The following is an 18,443-nucleotide window of genomic DNA, read 5'->3' on the forward strand; positions in this document are numbered from 1 at the left end:
TCCCCTTATGCCGCGTGGCGATGCGGGCAGCGGCCGAGGCGCAGATGCGCCTCGAACTCCGCCCGGAACAGGTTCAGTCCACTGGACAGCGGCGCGATGGCGCCGGGGGCATGCGCGCAGAAGGTGCGGCCCATCGGGCCGATCATGCGGGCATGATGGGCCAGCAGGTCCAGGTCGCCATCCTCGCCCCTGCCCTCCTCGATCGCGTCCAGCAGCCGTTCCACCCAGGGCAGCCCGTCGCGGCAGGGCGTGCACCAGCCGCAGGATTCCTGGGCGAAGAAATGTTCCAGGTTGCGCAGCATCCCGACCGGACAGGTCCGGTCGTCCAGCAGGATCGCAAGCCCCGTGCCCAGCCGGCTGCCGGCCTTCTCGACGGTGGCGTAGTCCATGGCGATGTCGATCGCCCCGCCGTCGAGAAAGGCGGTGGAGGCCCCGCCCGGCAGCAGCGCGCGCAGGCCGTAGCCGTCGCGCATGCCGCCGGCATGCTCCTCGATGATCTCACGCAGCGGGGTGCCCATCGGCAGTTCCCACGCGCCCGGCCGCTTCACCCGGCCGCTGACGCCGAACAGCTTGGTCCCGCCATCCGGCCCGATGGCCAGCGCGCGGAACCACGCGGCGCCATTGGCCAGGATGTGTGGCACGTTGCACAGGGTTTCGACATTGTTGACGACCGAGGGCGCGCCCCACAGGCCGCCGACCTGCGGAAAGGGCGGCTTGCTGCGCGGCACCGCGCGGCTGCCCTCCAGCGCCGTCAGCAGCGCCGTTTCCTCGCCGCAGATATAGCGGCCGCCGCTGGCATGGACATGGATGTCGAAATCGAAGCCCGAGCCCGCGATGTCCCGCCCCAGCCAGCCGACGGCCCGGGCCTCGTCGATCGCGCGGGTCAGGCGGTCCAGCGCCAGGTGATATTCCCCGCGCAGGAAGATCACGCCCTCGCCGGCCTGGATGGCATATCCCGCCACGATCATCCCCTCGATCAGTTGCAGGGGATTGCCCTCCAGCAGGATGCGGTCCTTGAAGGTGCCGGGCTCCATCTCGTCGGCATTGGCGACCAGGTATTTGCGCTGGTCCCCGGCCGGGGTCCTGGGTACGAAGCTCCATTTCTGCCCGGTGCCGAACCCGGCTCCGCCGCGCCCGCGCAGGCGTGAATCCGTGACCTCGGCAATGACGGCCTCCGGCGTCAGGTCGCGCAGCGCGCGCCGCAGCCCCTGCCAGCCGCCGGCGCGGCCATAGGCGGCGCAGTCCGGCGGGCCGGCGGCGTCGATCATGGCGGTCAGGGGGCGTTCGCTCATGCCGGGTGCCCCCGCACGTTGTCGGCGATGCGGTCGATCCCGGCCTCGTCCACATCGCCATGCAGCGTCCGGTCCACCAGCAGGGCCGGCGCGTGGTCGCAATGGCCCAGGCAGACGATCGGCAGCAGCGTCACCGCCCCGTCCGGCGTCGTCTGGCCGGGGCGGATGCCCAGCCGGTCGCACAGCCGCGCGCACAGCGCGTCACGCCCCATGATCCAGCACGACACGCTGTCGCACATCATGATGACGTGCCGCCCGACCGGGCGGCGGAAGATCAGGTTGAAGAAGGTCGCGACCCCGTCCAGGTCCGCGACCGACAGGCCCGTCAGATCCGACAGTTCGGCCAGATGAGCGTCGCACACCCAGCCGAAGCGCGCCTGCACGGCGGCCAGCGCGCCCACCGACACCGCGCGCGGGTAATCGGCGGCCCGCACCATGGCCGCGATCTCGGCCTTCAGGTCGGGCGGCAGGGGCGGGTCAGCGGTCGACATCGGCCATCACGAAATCGATGCTGCCGATGATCGCGATCAGGTCGGCGATCATCCCGCCCCGGCTGATCAGCGGGATCATCTGCAGATGGGGAAAGGACGGGGTACGGATGCGCGTGCGATAGGACATCGTCCCCCCGTCGCTGATCAGGTGATAGGAATTGAGCCCCTTCGTCGCCTCGACGCAGGCATGGGCCTCGCCGGGCGGAATGACCGGCCCCCAGCTGACGGACAGGAAATGATGGATCAGGGTTTCGATGTCATGCATCGTCCGCGCCCGCGGCGGCGGCGTGGTCAGCCTGTGTTCCGCCTTGATCGCGCCCGCGGGCATGCCGTCCAGACATTGCCGGATGATGCGCAGGCTCTGGCGGATTTCCGCGATATGGACGCGCACCCGGTCGTAGCAATCGCCGTTCTGCGCCGTCGGAATATCGAACTCCAGCTGGTCGTATCCCGAATAGGGGACCTTGCGCCGCAGGTCCCATTCCAGGCCGCAGGCCCGCAGGCCCGGCCCCGTCACCCCCCAGGCAATGGCTTCCGATACGTCGTAGGCGCCGACGCCGATGGTCCGTGCCCGGAAGATGGGATTGCGCATCACCATCTTTTCGTACTCGTCCAGGCGCGGCGGCAGATAGTCCAGGAAATCACGGATCAGCCCGTCCCAGCCGCGCGGCAGGTCCATCGCCACGCCGCCGATGCGGAACCAGGCGGGATGCATGCGAAAACCGCAGATGGCCTCGATGATTTCGAAAACCCGCTCGCGGTCGCTGAACATGTAGAAGACCGGCGACAACTGCCCGACATCCTGCGTCATGGTGCCGTAGAACACCAGGTGGCTGGCCACACGGAACAGTTCGGCCAGCATGACCCGGATCATCTGCGCCCGGGGCGGCACCGTGATGCCGGCCAATTTTTCCACCGCCATGACATAGGGGAAATTGTTCATGACGCCGCCCAGGTAATCGACCCGGTCGGTATAGGGAATGAAGCTGTGCCAGGACTGGCGCTCGCCCATCTTCTCGGCGCCACGATGGTGAAAACCGATATCGGGCACCGCATCGACGATCCGCTCGCCCTCCAGTTGCAAGACGATGCGAAACACCCCATGCACGCTGGGATGGTTCGGCCCCAGATTGAGGAACATGAAGTCGCTATGCGCCGAATGCCGCGCCATGCCCCACGCGCCGGGGTCGAAGCGCAGGGCCTGCTGTTCGGCCATTTCCTGGTCTTCGGTCAGACTGTAGGGCGGCATTTCGGTGGCGCGGGCGTAATGGTCCTTGCGCAGCGGGTGCCCGGTCCAGGTGGGCGGGGTCAGGATGCGCCGCAGGAACGGGTGGCCCTCGAACGTGATGCCGAACAGGTCCCAGACCTCGCGCTCGTACCAGTTCGCGTTGGGCCAAAAGTCCGCGATCGACGGCACCCGCGGCGCCTCGGCGGGCAACGGCACCTTCAGGCGCAGTGCGTCGCCCGCACCCCCCAGGGCCATGAAATGGCAGACCAGGGTAAAGGCGCAATCCGGCTGTCCGACGCGGTGCGCGCGCTGCCGTTCGTCGATCGCCGTCAGGTCGAACAGCATCCGCAGCGCCGCCGCCGGTTCGCGCAGCATGCCGACGACCGCGCGCAGGGAAGTCGGCGCGATCCAGGCCGTGGGCACTCCGTCGCGCGCCGTCTCGACCGCCAGCACCGTTCCCGGCCCCAGGTCGGAGACCTGCCCGAACATGGTGGCGCCGTCTCCGCTTTTCGCGGCGGGCGGTCCTGCGGTCATGGCGTCCGCCACCAGGTCGGGCACGATCATCGCGCGGCCCCGTCAGATCGTGTCGGGGCTGCGCAGGGTCTGCGCGGCGCGGCGCTGGTCGCGCTTCGCATCACGCAGGCTGGGCGGCGTGACCCGTTCGACACCCTGCGGCCCCACCATCCAGCTGAGCGGCCGGCGCTGCGTGCCCACGGAATCCTGCAGCAGCATCAGTCCTTCCAGCAGCGCATCCGGCCGGGGCGGGCAGCCCGGGACGTAGACATCGACCGGCAGGAAGCTGTCCACCCCCTGCACCACGCTGTAGATGTCGTACATTCCGCCGGAATTGGCGCAGGACCCCATCGAGATCACCCAGCGCGGTTCCAGCATCTGGTCGTACAGATATTTGACGATCGGGGCCATCTTCACGAAGACGGTGCCGGAGATGACGATCAGGTCGGCCTCGCGCGGGGTGGCGCGCAGCACCTCGGACCCGAACCGGGCGATGTCGTATTTGCTGGTGAAGGCCGTCGCCATTTCGACGTAGCAGCAGGACAGGCCGAAATTGAACGGCCAGATCGAATTCTTCTGTCCCCAGGACACGAAATCCTGCAACCGCCCCATCACCAGGTTGCGTTTCACGGTTTCGGTCATGGTCGCGTCGCGCGGCGTGCCGGGTTCCTCGCCCGGTCGGGTCAGCGACCAGCGCATGATGCGTCCCCCGCCCTGCGATAGTCTATCCGGCGACGGGGAACAGGGCCCCAGTCCAGCGCGCCCCACCGCCACACATAGGCCAGCGCCGCCGCCAGCGAGGCGACGAACACCACCACCGCGCCATAGCCGCGCCACCCGGCGCCGACCGCCACCGGTGCCCACGAAAACAGGAAAACCGATTCCACGTCGAATATGACGAAGAGCATCGCAACCAGGTAATATTGCACCGGGATGCGCAAATGCGCCGAACCGACCGGCAGGACACCGGATTCGAACGGCAGGTCCATCGACCGCCCACGTGCCGCGCCGACGCGCCGGGTCCCGGAAACCGCCCCCAGGCCCAGCATCGCGGCCAGCAGGACCACGATCGCCACGGCATAGGAAAAGAGCGGATGCTGCGTGCAGAAGTCCGACATGGCCAACACCGCTGAGGTTGAAGTGACCGAAAATGACGGAATGTTCTGCGGTTAACGTGCCCTGCCCGGACCGGGTTCACCCTTTTTTACCCCGTTCACGCGTCCGTGTCGGGCCGATACCGGTGCGCGTTTACGGACGGTGTTTTACCGGGGGCTGTACTTCGGGGGGCATCGGGCTGATATAGGGCTGCGCGCGCAGCTTCGCCGCGTGGTCCTGCTTCGCGCGGTCCAGCAATACCGGGTCGCTCAGGATGTCGGTCGCCGTCGCCGCCATGACCTTGGCGACATGGACCATGCCCTTGTGCGCGATCGGGGATTTTCCCTGCGCCGTCATCTGCCAGGAATGCAGCGCCGTGCCGATGGCGCAGGTCGCGCCCAGCGCCTGGACCGTCGGCACCGTCCAGCTGACATCGCCCACATCGGTCGATCCCAGCAGGATCGGCCCGGCCGGCGACGGATAGGGCAGGACGACGTCGCAGAGCGGTTTGTCGGTCGCCGGGGGCATTCCCACCTGGCGGAAGGCCGATGCGATATCTTCCGGGGTGAAGGTCGCCTGCATGCGGCGCGCGAAGGCCCGGTCGGCTTCGTCGAACGGCGGGGGGCCCAGCCGTTCCAGATTGGCTTGCATCGCGGCTTCCAGCGGCGGGTTGCCCAGCAGGTTGGCCATGCCGCTGACCACCGCGCAGTCCACATGGGTCTCGGTCATCATCGCCGCGCCCTCGGCCACGCGGCGCACCCGGGCGGCCAGGGCCAGCATGTCCTCCAGTTCCGCCGCGCGGACGGTGTAGCGGATGACGACGCGCGACTGGACCACGTTCGGCGCGGCACCCCCCGCGTCCTGGTAGGCATAATGGATGCGCGATGTCGGCAGCATGTGCTCGCGCAGGTAGTTGACGCCGACATTCATCAGTTCCGCCGCATCCAGCGCCGAGCGGCCCAGATGCGGGGCCGAGGCCGCATGGGCGGCACGGCCGGTGAAGGTGAAGTCCAGGCGCGTATTGGCCAGGGCGGCCGGCGGAAAGACGGTGGCGAACGCGAAGGGATGCCACGAAATCGCGGCATCGACATCGTCGAACACCCCGGCGCGCACCATGAAGCCCTTCCCCGCGCCCCCCTCCTCGGCCGGGCAGCCGTAATAGCGCACGCGCCCCGGCGTGCCGGTGGCGGCCAGCCAGTCCTTGACCGCCGTCGCCGCCAGCAGCGCCGCCGAGCCCAGCAGGTTGTGCCCGCAGGCGTGGCCGTTCCCGCTGCCCGGCACGGGCTGGTGATGCAGCAGGCCGGCTTCCTGGCTCAGTCCCGGCAGCGCGTCGAACTCGCCCAGGATGGCGATGACGGGGCCGCCCGACCCGGCCTCGCCCATGACGGCGGTCGGCAGGTCCGCCACGTCGCGCGTGACGTGGAACCCTTCGGCCTGCAACGCCGCGTCATGCAGCGCGACCGAGCGGAATTCGTCGAAATTCAGTTCCGGCACGCCCCACACCGCATCGCTCAGCGCGATCAGCGGTGCCTTGCGGGCCTCGACGAATTCCCATACCGGCGCACTGTTTCGCATCGCGGGTCCCCAATCGCTCGCCGGTACCATTCCCCGGCAACAGCCGCATCGTAGGCCATATGCGCCCCGTCAGGCCATCCTGCACACCGTGCCCGGCCACGGATATGCCGGCCTCGACGGAACGACTGGGGTCGTGGCGCGGCTTACTGGCGGAAATCCAGCACCTTGCGTCCCTGGATCTTGCCTTCTTCCAGGTCGGTGAAGATCTGGTTGATGTTTTCCAGCCGGTCGGGCTCGATCACCGTCTTGACCTTGCCGTCGGCGAAGAAGGACACCGCCTCGATCATGTCCAGCCGCGTGCCGACGATCGATCCGCGCACCGTGGTCCCGGCCATGACCATGTCGAAGATGGAAATCGGGAATTCCCCCGGCGGCAGCCCGTTCAGCACGATCGTGCCGCCCCGGCGGGCAAAGCCCATCGCCTGCGAGAACGCGCTGCGCGACACGGCCGTGACCAGCGCGCCATGGGCGCCGCCGACCTGCGACTGGATGAAGGGGGCGGGATCGGTGGCGCGCGCGTTCACCGTCAGCGCCGCGCCCAGGGCCTTTGCCGTGGCCAGCTTTTCGTCGTCGATATCGACGGCGATGACGTTCATCCCCATGGCGACGCCGTATTGCACCGCCATCTGGCCCAGCCCGCCGACACCCGACACCGCGACCCAGTCACCCGGCTTGGTGTCGGTCATCTTCAGGCCCTTGTAGACCGTCAGGCCGGCACAGAGCACGGGCGCCACCTGCAGCGGGTCGATCGTCTTCGGCAGGTGGGCGACGTAACTGGGATCGGCCACCACATATTCGGCGAAGCAGCCATTGACGGTGTAGCCGGTATCGTCCTGGCTGGCGCACAGCGTTTCCCACCCGCCCAGGCAGTGCTCGCAATGGCCGCAGGCCGAATACAGCCACGGCACGCCGACGACATCGCCCAGCTTGACCCATTTGACCGCGCTGCCCACGGACACGACGTGGCCCACGCCCTCGTGCCCCGGGATGAAGGGCGGATTCGGCTTCACGGGCCAGTCCCCCCGGGCGGCGTGCAGGTCGGTGTGGCAGACGCCGCACGCGTCCATCTTGACCAGGATCTGGTCCGGCCGGATCGAGGGAATATCCAGCTCTTCGATCGTCAGCGGCTTGCCGAACTCACGAACGACAGCGGCCTTCATCTTTCCAGTCATGCTCGTTCCCCCAAGGATTGTATCCGCAGATCGCATCCGCGGATCGTCTCTGTGGCGTAGTCTTACACAGCTCCCTTCCGGCACGACCTGATCTGCATCAAGCCGGCCCGCCAGGGTGCCGGAGTAGGCTCCCGTTCGGGTTTGGTTGTATAGACACCCATCGACATCCGGCAACCGCCCCACGGAGTCCCCCCCCTCGATGCCCGACAGCATCCCGCCCACCCGGTACGGCCAGGTCAAGCACTATGTCCTGGACCGTGTCCGAAGCGGCGAATGGCCCGCCGGGCACCGGTTGCCGTCCGAAAGCGCGCTGGTCGCGACGCTGGGCGTATCGCGCATGACGGTGCATCGGGCCCTGCGCGAACTGACGGCCGAGGGCGTGGTGAACCGTGCCCAGGGGGTGGGCACGTTCGTATCGCCCCCCGCGATCGACGCGGAATTCCTGGAACTGCGCGACATCGCCGACGACATCGCGGCCGGCGGACAGGCCCATCACGCGCGCGTCGTGGCGCTGGAGACCGTACGCGCGGACATGGACCTAGCCATCGCGTTCGGCCAGCGGCCAGGGGCGCGGCTGTTCCACTCGGTCATCGTCCATGACGAGGGCGGTATCCCGCTGCAGGTCGAAGACCGCTTCGTGTCGCCGCATTTCGCGCCCGCCTATCTGGCGCAGGATTTCTCGCTGGCCCATCCGCACCGGTATCTGTCGCTGATCGCCCGGCCCGAGAACGTCGAGCACGTGGTCTTCGCCATCACGCCCGACGCGCGGCTGCGCGGGCTGCTGGACCTCGACACGCCGGAAGCCTGTCTGCAACTGGTCCGCCGCACCTGGGTGGAGGGCCGCGTCGTCATGAAGGGCATCTTCACCTATCCGGGCAGCCGCTATAGCCTGAGCGGCCGTTCGGGGCGGTGACGGCCGCCCCGGCGACGACCGATCAGGACACACGCGCCGGCATGATTCGCAGAACGCTCCCCTTCCTCGCCATTCCCCTGGCCACGACCCTGCTGGCCGCGTCCGCCTGGGGGGCCGGGCCGCCACCCGCCGTGACCACGACGCCGATCAGGCATCTGGTTGTGGTGTACGACGAGAACGTGTCGTTCGACCATTATTTCGCGACCTACCCGCAGGCGGCGAACCCGCCGGGCGAACCGGCCTTCGTCGCGGGGGCCGGCACGCCGCCGGCCAACACCCTGGCCGCGACCGGCCTGCTGACCGCCAACCCCAACGCCGGTCCGGCCAATGGCCGGGATGCCAGCCTGCCGTTCCGGCTGGACAGGACGCAGGCCGCCACCGCCGACCAGAACCATGCCTATACCGCCGAACAACTGGCCTATCACGGTGGCAGGGCCGACCTGTTTCCCCGCCATACCGGGCGCGGTACGCCCGGCGGCGTGGGGGCGTTCGCCACCCGGGGACAGGTCATGGGCTATTTCGACGGCAATACCGTCACCGCTCTGTGGCGCTATGCCCAGCGCTTCGCCATGAGCGACGCGGCCTATACCGATACCTACGGCCCCTCCACCCCCGGGGCGCTGGAGGTCGTGTCGGGGCAGACCAACGGCATGCAGATCGTCGCGACCACGCAGAAGCCGGCCACGCGGCAGGCCCATTCCCCCTACATCGCCGACGGGCAGGGCGGCTGGACGATGATCGGCGACATCGACCCCGCCCATGACGTCTGCTCGGTGCCGAAGGACCAGGTCGTGATGCGCGGGCGCAATATCGGCGACCTGCTGAACGGCGCCGGGATTTCCTGGGGCGGGTTCATGGGCGGATTCGACCTGACCGTGCGCAACCCGGACGGGTCCACCGGGTGCCAGCGGGCCACGGCCTCGCCCGTCGTGGGGCAGACGATCACCGACTACATTCCCCATCACAACTGGTTCCAGTATTTCCCCAGCACCGCCAACCCGACCCATGCGCGCCCCGGATCGATCGCCGCCATCGGCCATACGCTGGGCGCGGACGGCGTCACGCCGGACCCGGCCAATCACGAATACGACCTGCGCGATTTCTTCGCCGCCGTGCGCGCGGGACACCTGCCGGCGGTCTCGTTCCTGAAACTGCCCGCCTATCAGGACGGCCATGCCGGCTATTCCGACCCGCTGGACGAGCAGCAGGGCATCGTCGACATCGTGAACCTGCTGCAGCAGCGTCCGGAATGGCGTGACACCGCGATCATCATCGCATGGGACGATTCGGACGGGTGGTACGACCATGCCTTCGTCCGGCCGACCCATTCGTCGGCGGCGCCGGGGGGCGACCAATCGGCGGACCAGCTGGATGGCCCCGGCCGCTGCGGCACGGCGCCACGTCCGCCGGGCGTCGCGGGCCAGCCGGTCGATGGCCGCTGCGGCCCGGGAACCCGCATTCCGCTGCTGGTCGTCTCGCCCTGGGCGCGGGTCAATCATGTCGGCCACGCCCTGGTCACCCAGAGTTCGATCACCCGCTTCATCGAGGATAACTGGCTGGGCGGCGCACGCCTGGGTGGCGGGGCCTTCGACGCCGACGCCCATGATCTGGGGGACCTGTTCGACTTTACCCGTCCGCCGCGCCTGACGCCGCTGCTGCTGGACCCCCAAACCGGCCAGGAGGCCCGATAGGGGCCGTGCCGCGCCGATCGGACAGCGGCCGGGTATGGTTCATCCTGCTGCTGCCGGTCCTGTGGCTGTGTTCGCCGGGGGATCGGCCGGCCCGTGCGGCGGGCGGTCCGGCGCCCGCGGCCTGCCAGCCCCTGTCGGACGGGCGCAACCCCTGCCCCGTCGCCCTGCGTCGCCCGCCCGCCGCCCCGCTTTCGGCGATGGCCCTGGCAGGGCGCGACATTTTCCATGATCCGGCCCTGTCGGGGTCGGGACGGCTATCCTGCGCGTCCTGCCACGACCGGGCGCGCCATTACGGGCCGGCGGGTGCCGCCATGGTGGCGCGCGGTGGGGTCGACCTGTCGCGGGACGGGCTGCGCGCCGTCCCGACCCTGGCCTATCTGGAGCGCCGCCCCGCCTTCAGCATCGGCCCCGACAATGCCGAAAGCGAAGCCCCGCCGCCGCCCGTCGCGACCGGCCTCCCCCACGCCGCCAAGACCGCGCAGAACAATGCGGCGACCGCTGCCAACATGGTCCCGCAGGGCGGCCTGTTTTGGGACGGCCGTGCCGACACGCTGCAACAGCAGGCGACAGGCCCGCTGTTCGACCCCCGGGAAATGGCGTCCAGCCGCGCCGTCGTCCTGGCCCGGCTGGCGCGGGCCCCCTACACCCCTACCCTCTATCGCCTGGGCGGCCCGGCCGTCGCGCGGTCGCCGGACCTGCTGTTGGCCGAGGCCCTGTTCGCCGTGGCGCGCTACCAGATCGAAGACCCCGCCTTCCATCCCTACGCCAGCCCCTTCGACGACTGGCTGGAGGGAAAGACGCGCCTGTCCCCCGCCCAGCGCCGGGGCTATCTGCTGTTCAACGACCCGGCGAAGGGCAATTGCGCGGCATGCCACCCCGACCGGCCGGGGGCCGACGGCAGGCCGCCGCTGTTCACCGACCATCAGTTCGAGGCCCTGGGCGCCCCCCGGAACCGGGCACTGGCCGCCAACCGCGATCCGTCCTTCCACGATCTGGGGCTGTGCGGGCCGCCGCGCGCCGACATGGCGGGCCAAAGTGCGATGTGCGGCCTGTTCGCGACCCCCACGCTACGCAATGTCGCGACGCGCCACACCTTTTTCCATAACGGGGTGTTCCGCACCTTGGACGACGTCCTGGCCTTCTACACCTTCCGCGACGTCGATCCCGGACGCATCTATCCCGTGGGGCCGGATGGGCAGGTGCGGAAATTCGACGATCTGCCCGATCGCTACCAGACCAATATCGACGTGGCCGATGCCCCGTTCGACCGGCACCCCGGCGACGCGCCGCCCCTGACCCCGGACGAGCGGCGGGACATCGTCGCCTTCCTGGACATGCTGACCGATCGCCCCGCCCGCTGACGCGCGGGGAGATGGTCCCCTACGCCGCGCCCATGGCCGGATCGGTCCGCCCCGGGTTCCCGGTTTCGACCCGGCCCGCGAACTGATACAGCAGATCGCCCTCGGTTGGGCTGGTCAGGGTGACGTCGTACCACATCGCGTCCTGACGCAGGGCGAACGGCGCCTCGACGCTCCGTCCCGGCGGCACATGCAGCGTCCGCGCCGTGCCGTGCGCGGCCAGGGTACAGGTTATGTCGATTGCCTTCGTCCCGTGATTGGTGACGCGCACCAGCAGATCCGCATCCTTGCCGTGCAGATAGAGGCATTCCGCCCATAACGGCACGCCGTCCCGCCGCCCCCTGTACCGACGATAAAAGCCGTTCGGCGCATGGACCGACACGTCGTAGAGCCCGTCGAGAAATGCCGAACCGCCGAATGCCGTGCTCAGCGTATCCCCGGCCGCGACGGCGTAGGTCCCTGCCTGCATGCCGCCATCGGGTGCGGCGGCATGACGATAGACATTGAACGGCAGCCCGGCCGACCGTGCGCCATGCAGCGTCGTACCGGCGCGCATACGCAGGCTGACCAGCCTGCCATCCTTCGACATGCCGCCGTCGCAATAGGGCTCGTAGGGCAGAGCGCAGGCCGGACGCGTGCCGGGCTCCTGCCGGATCACCCGCCGCAAGGTGGCGGGGTCGGCGCGCAGGGCGGCTATCTCCGCATCATCCAGCGCGCGAAAGCCGCCCGGCATCGGCCGGTCACGCGCGTCCTCTATCATATGCAGATGGGCGTCGCGGTCCAGGAAAGGCAGGGTCGGCACCGTACCGTCATAGGGCCGGAAGCAGGAGGTCAGGTCGCCGCTGATGGCGCGGCGCCAGGGCGAGATATTGGTCTCGGTGACCGTCCTGCCGAACTTGCCCTGGATGAAGGCTTCCAGAAAGCGCAACGTCGAGGTGTGTTCGAACAGTTGGGAATTGACCCAACCGCCCCGGCTCCAGGGCGAGGCCACGATCATCGGCACACGGAAGCCCAGCCCGATCGGGCCGCTGCGGGCCAGGCGTTCGGGCACGCCTCGGTCCGTTTCATCCTTCGCGGTGGTGTATTCCAGCCCGTCCGGTCCGATGCCGGCGGAAGAACGACCGGTGTCCGGGCGCGTGGGGTCCGGGGCCGCGTAGGAACAGCAATGGTCGAAATAACCGTCATTTTCATCATAGGTGATGATGAAAATGGTCTTTTTCCAGATATCGGGATTTTCGGTCAGGATATCCATGACTTCCGACACGTACCACGCGCCGTACCACGGCGAGGTCGGATGGTCGGAAAAATGCCCCGGTGCCGACAGCCACGATACGACAGGCAGGCTGCCCGCTTTCACATCCTGGCGGAACTGATGCAGGAGGTCGCCCTTCGGCGCATCCATGTGAGTGGTCTTTTCTCCGTCATGGAAGGCCAGACGGTCCAGCTTGCGATAATTCGGATCACCGCTGTTGATGACGAACGCCTTCTCGAACAACGTACGTTCCTGCGGTGTCAGCCTGTCCATCGTCTGGTCGGCCAGGCCGCGACGGCGCGTCAGGACATCGAGCAGCATCCGCGCCTCGGCCAACTGCTCCTCATGCGCTTCGGAAATGAGCATTTCCCGGCTGTTGAGCCGGTCGATATGGCCCTGGCAGTCGGCGATGCGCGCCTCGAGCCAGTCGGCGAAACCGGGATTGGCCGAAACGCAATACTGATCGAAGCATTCCAGAACGTTCGTGCCGAAATTCCCCAGCCACGCCCGTTCCGGCTCGCTCATGCCGCCGGTCTGCGTCAGTTCGTTCTGGTAGTATTTCCACGAAATTCCGGCCTGTTCCAGTCGTTCCGGAAAGGTGGCCCACGTCATGCCGCCCTCCAGGATCTCGCCATTGCGCATATACACGTTCGACGACGTATCCTGCCGGTCGCGCACGGTTCCGGTCATGAACAGCAGCCGATTGGGCGTGGTACTGGTCATCGCGCCGCAGTAATTCTGGTCGCAGACGGTAAAGGCGTCGGCCAGCGCGTAGTAAAAAGGCAGGTCCTCGCGCGTGTAGTGGCCCATTGTCAGCGGATAGCGATCATAGCCCTTGTGATGCGACTTCTTGGCATCAATCCATCCGTCATGACCGCCGCCATTCCAGGCATCGACCTGGCTGTCGCGGGAATGGGGGATCGAGCCCATCCAGGTCACGCGCGTATCGCGGATGTTCAGCCGCCAGGGCAGATACGTCTCCCCCGCCTTGCCGGTCTGCGCAAAGACCGGATTGCCGTTGGCCAGGCGCATCGCACGCGGGTCGTTGAAGCCGCGCACACCCTGCAGCGTGCCGAAGACGTGGTCGAACGAGCGGTTTTCCTGCATCAGGATCACGACATGCTCGGCGTCCTGCCAGGTCGAGCCCGGATTCGGTGCAATGGCGAAAGCACGGCGGATGGGATCAGACAGCAACGACGCGCCACCCGCCGCTCCGGACAGAAGGGCGTATTTCAGGAAATCTCTGCGTGTGGCCATTGTCTACTCGCGCAAGACCCGCCGGATGAGGGGCATATAAGATGAGTGTCGTATAGGTCAGTGCCTATACGACAGACCTCCCGGTTTCCCTTATGACAATTCAATGACAAGGCGTCGGTGACGCAGCCCGGATATCCGACGCACGCCGCATGGAAATCGATGGAATATTTCACGCACTTTATATTAACGCTAAAATAATATTGCGCATACGGCGACTATCTTGTCAGCATGCTGGCCAGTCGCCTCTCCCCGGACCCGCGGCCCTGTCGCGGGCGCGCCTTACGTCCTATCCTGAGCCATCCCTATGTGATCCGGAGAGAATGCGACCGATGTCCCCCATTACCCGCCTGCAACCCGAGACCCGTCTGACCGGTGCCGTCATCCATAACGGTGTGGTCTATCTGGCCGGACAGGTGACCGAAGACGTGACGCTGGATATCGAAGGCCAGATGGCCGACATCCTGCGCCAGGTCGACGCCCAGCTTGCGGAAGCCGGCACCGACAAGAGCCGTCTGCTGAGCGTGCAGATCTTCCTGGCGAACATGGACGACCTGGACGGCATGAACCGCGCCTGGGACGTATGGCTGGACCGGGACAACAAACCCGCCCGCGCCACTGTCGAGGCGCGTCTGGCCGATCCGCTCTGGCGGGTCGAACTCACTGCCATCGCAGCCTTGTAAAGCGTCAGGGCGCTGCCCTGTGCCCCAAAGGGCCGAGCCCTTTGGGGTAGCTGGTCGTCCTGGGTTCAGGCGACGTGCTGGACCCAGCCATAGGGGTCCGGGTTCTGCCCGCGCTGGATGCCGATCAATGCGCCGCGCAGGCTTTCGGTGATCGGATCGGCGCCGTTGCCGCTGCCGATCACGACCTCGCCCCTATGGCCGCACAGGCGGCCGATCGGGGTCACGACCGCCGCCGTTCCGCAGGCGAAGGCTTCCTTCAGGCGACCGCTGGCGGCGTCCGCATAGCACTGGTCGATGCTGTACGGCTCCTCGCGCACCGTCAGGCCACGGTCGCGCGCCAGTGTCAGGATCGCGTCGCGGGTGATGCCCGGCAGGATCGTGCCCCCCAGCGGCGGGGTGACCAGCGATCCGTCATCCAGCACGAAGAAAATGTTCATGCCGCCCATTTCCTCGACCCATCGGTGTTCGACGGCGTCCAGGAACAGGACCTGATCGCACCCGTGGGTCTTCGCCTCGCGCTGGGCCAGCAGGCTTGCGGCATAGTTGCCACCGCATTTGGCCGCCCCCGTGCCGCCCACGGCCGCGCGGGTATAATCCTCGGACACCCAGACGGAGACGGCGCCCCCGCTGAAATACGATCCGACCGGCGAGGCGATGACGATGAACAGATATTCCGACGAGGGCTTCACGCCCAGGAACGCCTCGCTGGCGATCATGAACGGCCGCAGGTACAGGCTGGCGTTCTCGCCGGTCGGAATCCAGTCGCGGTCGACCCGCACCAGTTCCCGCACCGCCGCCAGGAACAGCGCATCCGGCACCGGGGCCATCGCCATGCGTTCGGCGGACTGATAGAACCGGCAGGCATTCGCATCGGGCCGGAACATCACCACGCCGCCATCGGCGGCGCGATAGGCCTTCATGCCCTCGAAAATTTCCTGGGCGTAGTGCAGCACCGCCGCGGCCGGGTCCAGCGGGATCGGGGCCCGGGCCTCGATCGTCGGGTTATGCCAGCCCTGCCCTTCCTTGTAGCGTACGACAGCCATGTGGTCGGTGAAGACGCGACCGAATCCCGGATTGGCCAGCAATTCCGTGCGCCGTGCCGCCGGAACCGGCGCGGGATGCGGAAGATGCGTAAAACGAAATTGGTCGGCGCTGTCCATGATCCTGCTCTTTCACCACCACATCGGCGCGGCCTCTGCCGCGCCAGCCCGAAACGGCCCCCTTACGCGCCCGCGACGCGGGCCGGACCGATCGGTCAGAGTCCCCAGATCGCGCCGCGCGTCAAGCCGGATAGTCGCGCATCGAGAAGAAGCGGGTGTCCAGATAGGCATCCAGCGCTTCGGTCCCGCCTTCCGATCCGTACCCGGAATCGCCGATTCCGCCGAACGGGACTTCGGGCAGTCCCAGGCCCAGGTGGTTGACGGTCAGCATGCCGGTCCGGACCTCGTCCCTCAGGCGGGCCGCCGTGCGCCCCGAACCGGTAAAGGCATAGGCTGCCAGGCCGTAAGGCAGGCGGTTCGCCTCGCCCACCGCATCGTCCAGCGTGTCGAACGGGCACATCAGCGCCACGGGACCGAACGGCTCCTCGTTCATGATGCGCATCTCGGTGGTCAGGTCGCGCAGGACCGTGGGCGCGAAGAAATACCCCGCATTGCCCACCCGCTGGCCGCCGGTCACGATCTCCGCCCCCCGGGCGGTGGCATCGCCGATCAGGGCCTCCATCGCGTCCACGCGCCGGACATTGGCCAGCGGTCCCATGGTGGTGCCGGACTGCAGCCCGTCGCCGACCTGAACCTTCCGGGCCAGTTCCGCGAACCGTTCGACGAAGCGGCCGAAGACCGGGCGTTCCACCAGGAAGCGGGTGGGCGAGACGCAGACCTGTCCGGCATTGCGGAACTTCGCCGCCACCAGCGTGGTCGCGGCCCGGTCGAGATCGGCATCGGCGCACACGATCGCCGGACCATGGCCGCCCAGTTCCATCGTCGCGCGCTTCATGTGCGATCCGGCCAGGGCCGCCAGCATCTTGCCCACGGCGGTCGATCCGGTGAACGTCACCTTGCGGATGGCCGGATGCGCGATCAGCGTTTCCGAGATTTCGGACGGCGTGCCGTAGACCAGCCCGATCACCCCCGCCGGTACCCCGGCATCGGCGAAGGCCCGCACCAGGGCGGCCGGCGAGGCCGGCGTTTCCTCGGCGGCCTTGACGATGATCGAGCACCCGGTGGCCAGCGCCGCGCCCACCTTGCGCACCACCTGGTTGACCGGGAAATTCCACGGCGAGAACGCGGCGACCGGACCGACCGGGGTGCGGATCACCGCCTGGGTCACGCCCACGGCGCGGGCGGGAATCAGGCGGCCATAGGCGCGACGCCCCTCTTCCGCCAGCCAGTCGATCGTATCCGCCGCCGCCAGCAGTTCCGTCCGGGCCTCGGCCACGGGCTTGCCCTGTTCCATCGTCATGATCGGGGCCACCGTTTCGACCCGCTCGCGCAGCAGGGTCGCCGCCTGCCGCATGATCCTGTAGCGGTCGAACACCGACATCCGGCTCCAGACCGCGAAGCCGCGCCCGGCCGCCGCGGCCGCCGCCGCCAGTTCGGGCTGGCCGGCATGGGCCACGCGGCCGATGACCTGTTCCGTCGCGGGGTTCACCACGTCGACGAACCGTCCGTCGCTGGCCGCGATCCACTGCCCGTCGATGAACAGCAGCGTCTCGGGATACTGGGACATGGCGGGATCTCCATCGGGTATGGGGCAATTCGCCAGAACGTGCCCCAAGCGCCGGTTCGGGTCAAAAAGGCTGTTTCAAAAGTTCTGCTGCTGAGCGCAGGAAACGCGCGTCGAATCGCCGCAGCAGGGCTTTTGAAACAGCCTCAAGGCCGATCGGCGGCACCAATCACCATCGTCCCGCGTTCCTCCGCAAAGGGGGCGTGGCACGGGGGGCGGGCATGTTCAGGGCGATCATAATCGACAGGGACGCGGACGGCTATCGTGCCACGCTGCGCACGCTGGAACCGGCACGCCTGCCGGAGGGCGACGTGACGGTGCGGGTGGAATATTCGGCGGTGAACGACAAGGACGCGCTGGCCCTGACCGGGCGAGCCCCGGTGGTGCGGCGCTTTCCCATGGTGCCGGGCATCGACCTGGCAGGGGTCGTCGCACAATCCGACCATCCGGGCTACCGCTCCGGCGACCGCGTGGTCCTGAATGGCTGCGGCGTGGGCGAAAGCCACTGGGGCGGCCTGTCGCAACTGGCGCGGGTGCGCGGTGACTGGCTGGTGCCGCTGCCCCGCGCCTTCAGCACCCGGCAGGCCATGGCCATCGGTACCGCCGGCTTTACCGCCATGCTGTGCGTTCTGGCCCTGGAACGGCAGGGATTGACCCCGCATTCGGGCGACGTGGTCGTGACCGGGGCATCGGGCGGCGTCGGCGGCATCGCGATCGTGCTGCTGTCACGGCTGGGCTATCGCGTCGTTGCCGTGACGGGGCGGACCGGTGACGACGCATATCTGCGCGCCCTGGGCGCGGACGACGTGATGGATCGCGCCGTCCTGTCGCATCCGGGCCCCCCGCTGGCACAGGCGCGATGGGCCGGGGCGGTGGACGTGGCGGGCGGGCAGGTCCTGGCCAGCATCTGTGCCGCCATGCAGTATCGCGGCATCGTCACCGCATGCGGGCTGGCGGGCGGCATGGCCTTTCCGGTCACGGTCGCCCCCTTCATCCTGCGCAGCGTCACCCTGGTCGGCATCGACGGCGTCATGTGTCCCCGCCCCGACCGTATCGAGGCCTGGCGGCGGCTGGCGCAGGACCTGGACCCGGCGGAACTGGAACCGATGACGCAGGACATCACGCTGTCGGACGTGGTTCCCGCCGCCACGGACCTTCTGGAAGGTCGCGTTCGCGGGCGCATCGTGGTCGCCCTCTGACCG

Annotated in this window: 15 protein-coding genes; 5 read left to right on the forward strand and 10 right to left on the reverse strand. The window is 68.1% G+C overall.

Translation table 11 applies throughout. The features are described from left to right. Nucleotides 1-5: 5 nt before the first annotated feature. The 7 genes from nuoF to adhP form a co-directional block, all read right to left on the reverse strand. Nucleotides 6-1,292 carry an NADH-quinone oxidoreductase subunit NuoF gene (nuoF, locus tag GDIA_RS03515; protein WP_012226474.1) on the reverse strand — a complete coding sequence of 429 codons (1,287 nt, stop codon included), beginning with the start codon at nucleotides 1,290-1,292 and terminating at the stop codon, nucleotides 6-8. After that, nucleotides 1,289-1,783 (reverse strand): NADH-quinone oxidoreductase subunit NuoE, encoded by a 495-nt coding sequence (gene nuoE / locus GDIA_RS03520; RefSeq protein WP_012226475.1) that lies wholly within the window; start codon nucleotides 1,781-1,783, stop codon nucleotides 1,289-1,291. The genes nuoF and nuoE overlap by 4 nt, the downstream gene beginning before the upstream one ends. Beyond that, nucleotides 1,770-3,575, reverse strand: coding sequence for an NADH-quinone oxidoreductase subunit C/D (gene nuoC / locus GDIA_RS03525; protein WP_012226476.1), 1,806 nt, complete (start codon nucleotides 3,573-3,575; stop codon nucleotides 1,770-1,772). The genes nuoE and nuoC overlap by 14 nt, the downstream gene beginning before the upstream one ends. Nucleotides 3,576-3,587: 12 nt before the next feature. After that, complete coding sequence (locus GDIA_RS03530) at nucleotides 3,588-4,223, reverse strand: NADH-quinone oxidoreductase subunit B (protein ID WP_012226477.1); 636 nt, start codon at nucleotides 4,221-4,223, stop codon at nucleotides 3,588-3,590. Further along, nucleotides 4,208-4,642 (reverse strand): NADH-quinone oxidoreductase subunit A, encoded by a 435-nt coding sequence (locus GDIA_RS03535; RefSeq protein ID WP_012553306.1) that lies wholly within the window; start codon nucleotides 4,640-4,642, stop codon nucleotides 4,208-4,210. Before GDIA_RS03535 ends, GDIA_RS03530 begins: the two co-directional genes overlap by 16 nt. 130 nt (nucleotides 4,643-4,772) lie before the next feature. Next, nucleotides 4,773-6,194 (reverse strand): M20 family metallopeptidase, encoded by a 1,422-nt coding sequence (locus GDIA_RS03540; protein ID WP_012553307.1) that lies wholly within the window; start codon nucleotides 6,192-6,194, stop codon nucleotides 4,773-4,775. Nucleotides 6,195-6,337: 143 nt separating this feature from the next. Continuing rightward, nucleotides 6,338-7,366 (reverse strand): alcohol dehydrogenase AdhP, encoded by a 1,029-nt coding sequence (gene adhP / locus GDIA_RS03545; RefSeq protein WP_012553308.1) that lies wholly within the window; start codon nucleotides 7,364-7,366, stop codon nucleotides 6,338-6,340. Between the two features lie 199 nt (nucleotides 7,367-7,565). On the opposite strand from adhP, the gene hutC reads away from it, so the two are divergent. From hutC to GDIA_RS03560, 3 genes are read left to right on the forward strand one after another with little or no spacing between them, the layout of a single operon-like run. Next, nucleotides 7,566-8,279 (forward strand): histidine utilization transcriptional repressor HutC, encoded by a 714-nt coding sequence (gene hutC, locus GDIA_RS03550; RefSeq protein ID WP_012226481.1) that lies wholly within the window; start codon nucleotides 7,566-7,568, stop codon nucleotides 8,277-8,279. Nucleotides 8,280-8,320: 41 nt separating this feature from the next. After that, complete coding sequence (locus tag GDIA_RS03555; RefSeq protein ID WP_220792385.1) at nucleotides 8,321-9,970, forward strand: phospholipase C; 1,650 nt, start codon at nucleotides 8,321-8,323, stop codon at nucleotides 9,968-9,970. Nucleotides 9,971-9,975: 5 nt separating this feature from the next. Beyond that, nucleotides 9,976-11,331 (forward strand): cytochrome-c peroxidase, encoded by a 1,356-nt coding sequence (locus tag GDIA_RS03560; protein ID WP_012226483.1) that lies wholly within the window; start codon nucleotides 9,976-9,978, stop codon nucleotides 11,329-11,331. Nucleotides 11,332-11,350: 19 nt separating this feature from the next. On the opposite strand, the gene GDIA_RS03565 is transcribed toward GDIA_RS03560, so the two are convergent. After that, nucleotides 11,351-13,837 carry a phosphocholine-specific phospholipase C gene (locus tag GDIA_RS03565; protein ID WP_012226484.1) on the reverse strand — a complete coding sequence of 829 codons (2,487 nt, stop codon included), beginning with the start codon at nucleotides 13,835-13,837 and terminating at the stop codon, nucleotides 11,351-11,353. A gap of 320 nt (nucleotides 13,838-14,157) precedes the next feature. Between GDIA_RS03565 and GDIA_RS03570 the strand changes: the two genes are divergently transcribed. Further along, a complete protein-coding gene (locus GDIA_RS03570; protein WP_012226486.1) occupies nucleotides 14,158-14,517 on the forward strand; it encodes a RidA family protein in 360 nt (119 codons plus the stop codon). Nucleotides 14,518-14,582: 65 nt separating this feature from the next. Here GDIA_RS03570 and GDIA_RS03575 read toward each other — a convergent pair whose 3' ends face one another. Next, nucleotides 14,583-15,677 carry a branched-chain amino acid aminotransferase gene (locus tag GDIA_RS03575; protein WP_012553311.1) on the reverse strand — a complete coding sequence of 365 codons (1,095 nt, stop codon included), beginning with the start codon at nucleotides 15,675-15,677 and terminating at the stop codon, nucleotides 14,583-14,585. A 121-nt stretch (nucleotides 15,678-15,798) separates the two neighbouring features. Further along, nucleotides 15,799-17,244, reverse strand: a complete 1,446-nt coding sequence (locus GDIA_RS03580) for an NAD-dependent succinate-semialdehyde dehydrogenase (protein WP_012553312.1) — start codon at nucleotides 17,242-17,244, stop codon at nucleotides 15,799-15,801. A 218-nt stretch (nucleotides 17,245-17,462) separates the two neighbouring features. Between GDIA_RS03580 and acuI the strand changes: the two genes are divergently transcribed. Then, nucleotides 17,463-18,440: an acrylyl-CoA reductase (NADPH) gene (gene acuI / locus GDIA_RS03585; RefSeq protein WP_012226491.1), complete on the forward strand. Its 978-nt coding sequence runs from the start codon at nucleotides 17,463-17,465 to the stop codon at nucleotides 18,438-18,440. Nucleotides 18,441-18,443: the final 3 nt, after the last annotated feature.

Source organism: Gluconacetobacter diazotrophicus PA1 5 (assembly GCF_000021325.1).
In the GTDB taxonomy this organism is placed as follows: Bacteria; Pseudomonadota; Alphaproteobacteria; order Acetobacterales; family Acetobacteraceae; genus Gluconacetobacter; species Gluconacetobacter diazotrophicus.

Excerpts from the sequence above, each read along its gene's own strand:
- GDIA_RS03565 (WP_012226484.1), bottom strand. The coding sequence starts at position 13,837 with ATGGCCACACGCAGAGATTTCCTGAAATACGCCCTTCTGTCCGGAGCG.
- nuoF (WP_012226474.1), bottom strand. The coding sequence starts at position 1,292 with ATGAGCGAACGCCCCCTGACCGCCATGATCGACGCCGCCGGCCCGCCG.
- hutC (WP_012226481.1), top strand. The coding sequence starts at position 7,566 with ATGCCCGACAGCATCCCGCCCACCCGGTACGGCCAGGTCAAGCACTAT.
- GDIA_RS03535 (WP_012553306.1), bottom strand. The coding sequence starts at position 4,642 with ATGTCGGACTTCTGCACGCAGCATCCGCTCTTTTCCTATGCCGTGGCG.
- GDIA_RS03575 (WP_012553311.1), bottom strand. The coding sequence starts at position 15,677 with ATGGACAGCGCCGACCAATTTCGTTTTACGCATCTTCCGCATCCCGCG.
- GDIA_RS03570 (WP_012226486.1), top strand. The coding sequence starts at position 14,158 with ATGCGACCGATGTCCCCCATTACCCGCCTGCAACCCGAGACCCGTCTG.
- nuoE (WP_012226475.1), bottom strand. The coding sequence starts at position 1,783 with ATGTCGACCGCTGACCCGCCCCTGCCGCCCGACCTGAAGGCCGAGATC.
- GDIA_RS03580 (WP_012553312.1), bottom strand. The coding sequence starts at position 17,244 with ATGTCCCAGTATCCCGAGACGCTGCTGTTCATCGACGGGCAGTGGATC.
- nuoC (WP_012226476.1), bottom strand. The coding sequence starts at position 3,575 with ATGATCGTGCCCGACCTGGTGGCGGACGCCATGACCGCAGGACCGCCC.
- GDIA_RS03540 (WP_012553307.1), bottom strand. The coding sequence starts at position 6,194 with ATGCGAAACAGTGCGCCGGTATGGGAATTCGTCGAGGCCCGCAAGGCA.
- acuI (WP_012226491.1), top strand. The coding sequence starts at position 17,463 with ATGTTCAGGGCGATCATAATCGACAGGGACGCGGACGGCTATCGTGCC.
- GDIA_RS03555 (WP_220792385.1), top strand. The coding sequence starts at position 8,321 with ATGATTCGCAGAACGCTCCCCTTCCTCGCCATTCCCCTGGCCACGACC.
- adhP (WP_012553308.1), bottom strand. The coding sequence starts at position 7,366 with ATGACTGGAAAGATGAAGGCCGCTGTCGTTCGTGAGTTCGGCAAGCCG.
- GDIA_RS03530 (WP_012226477.1), bottom strand. The coding sequence starts at position 4,223 with ATGCGCTGGTCGCTGACCCGACCGGGCGAGGAACCCGGCACGCCGCGC.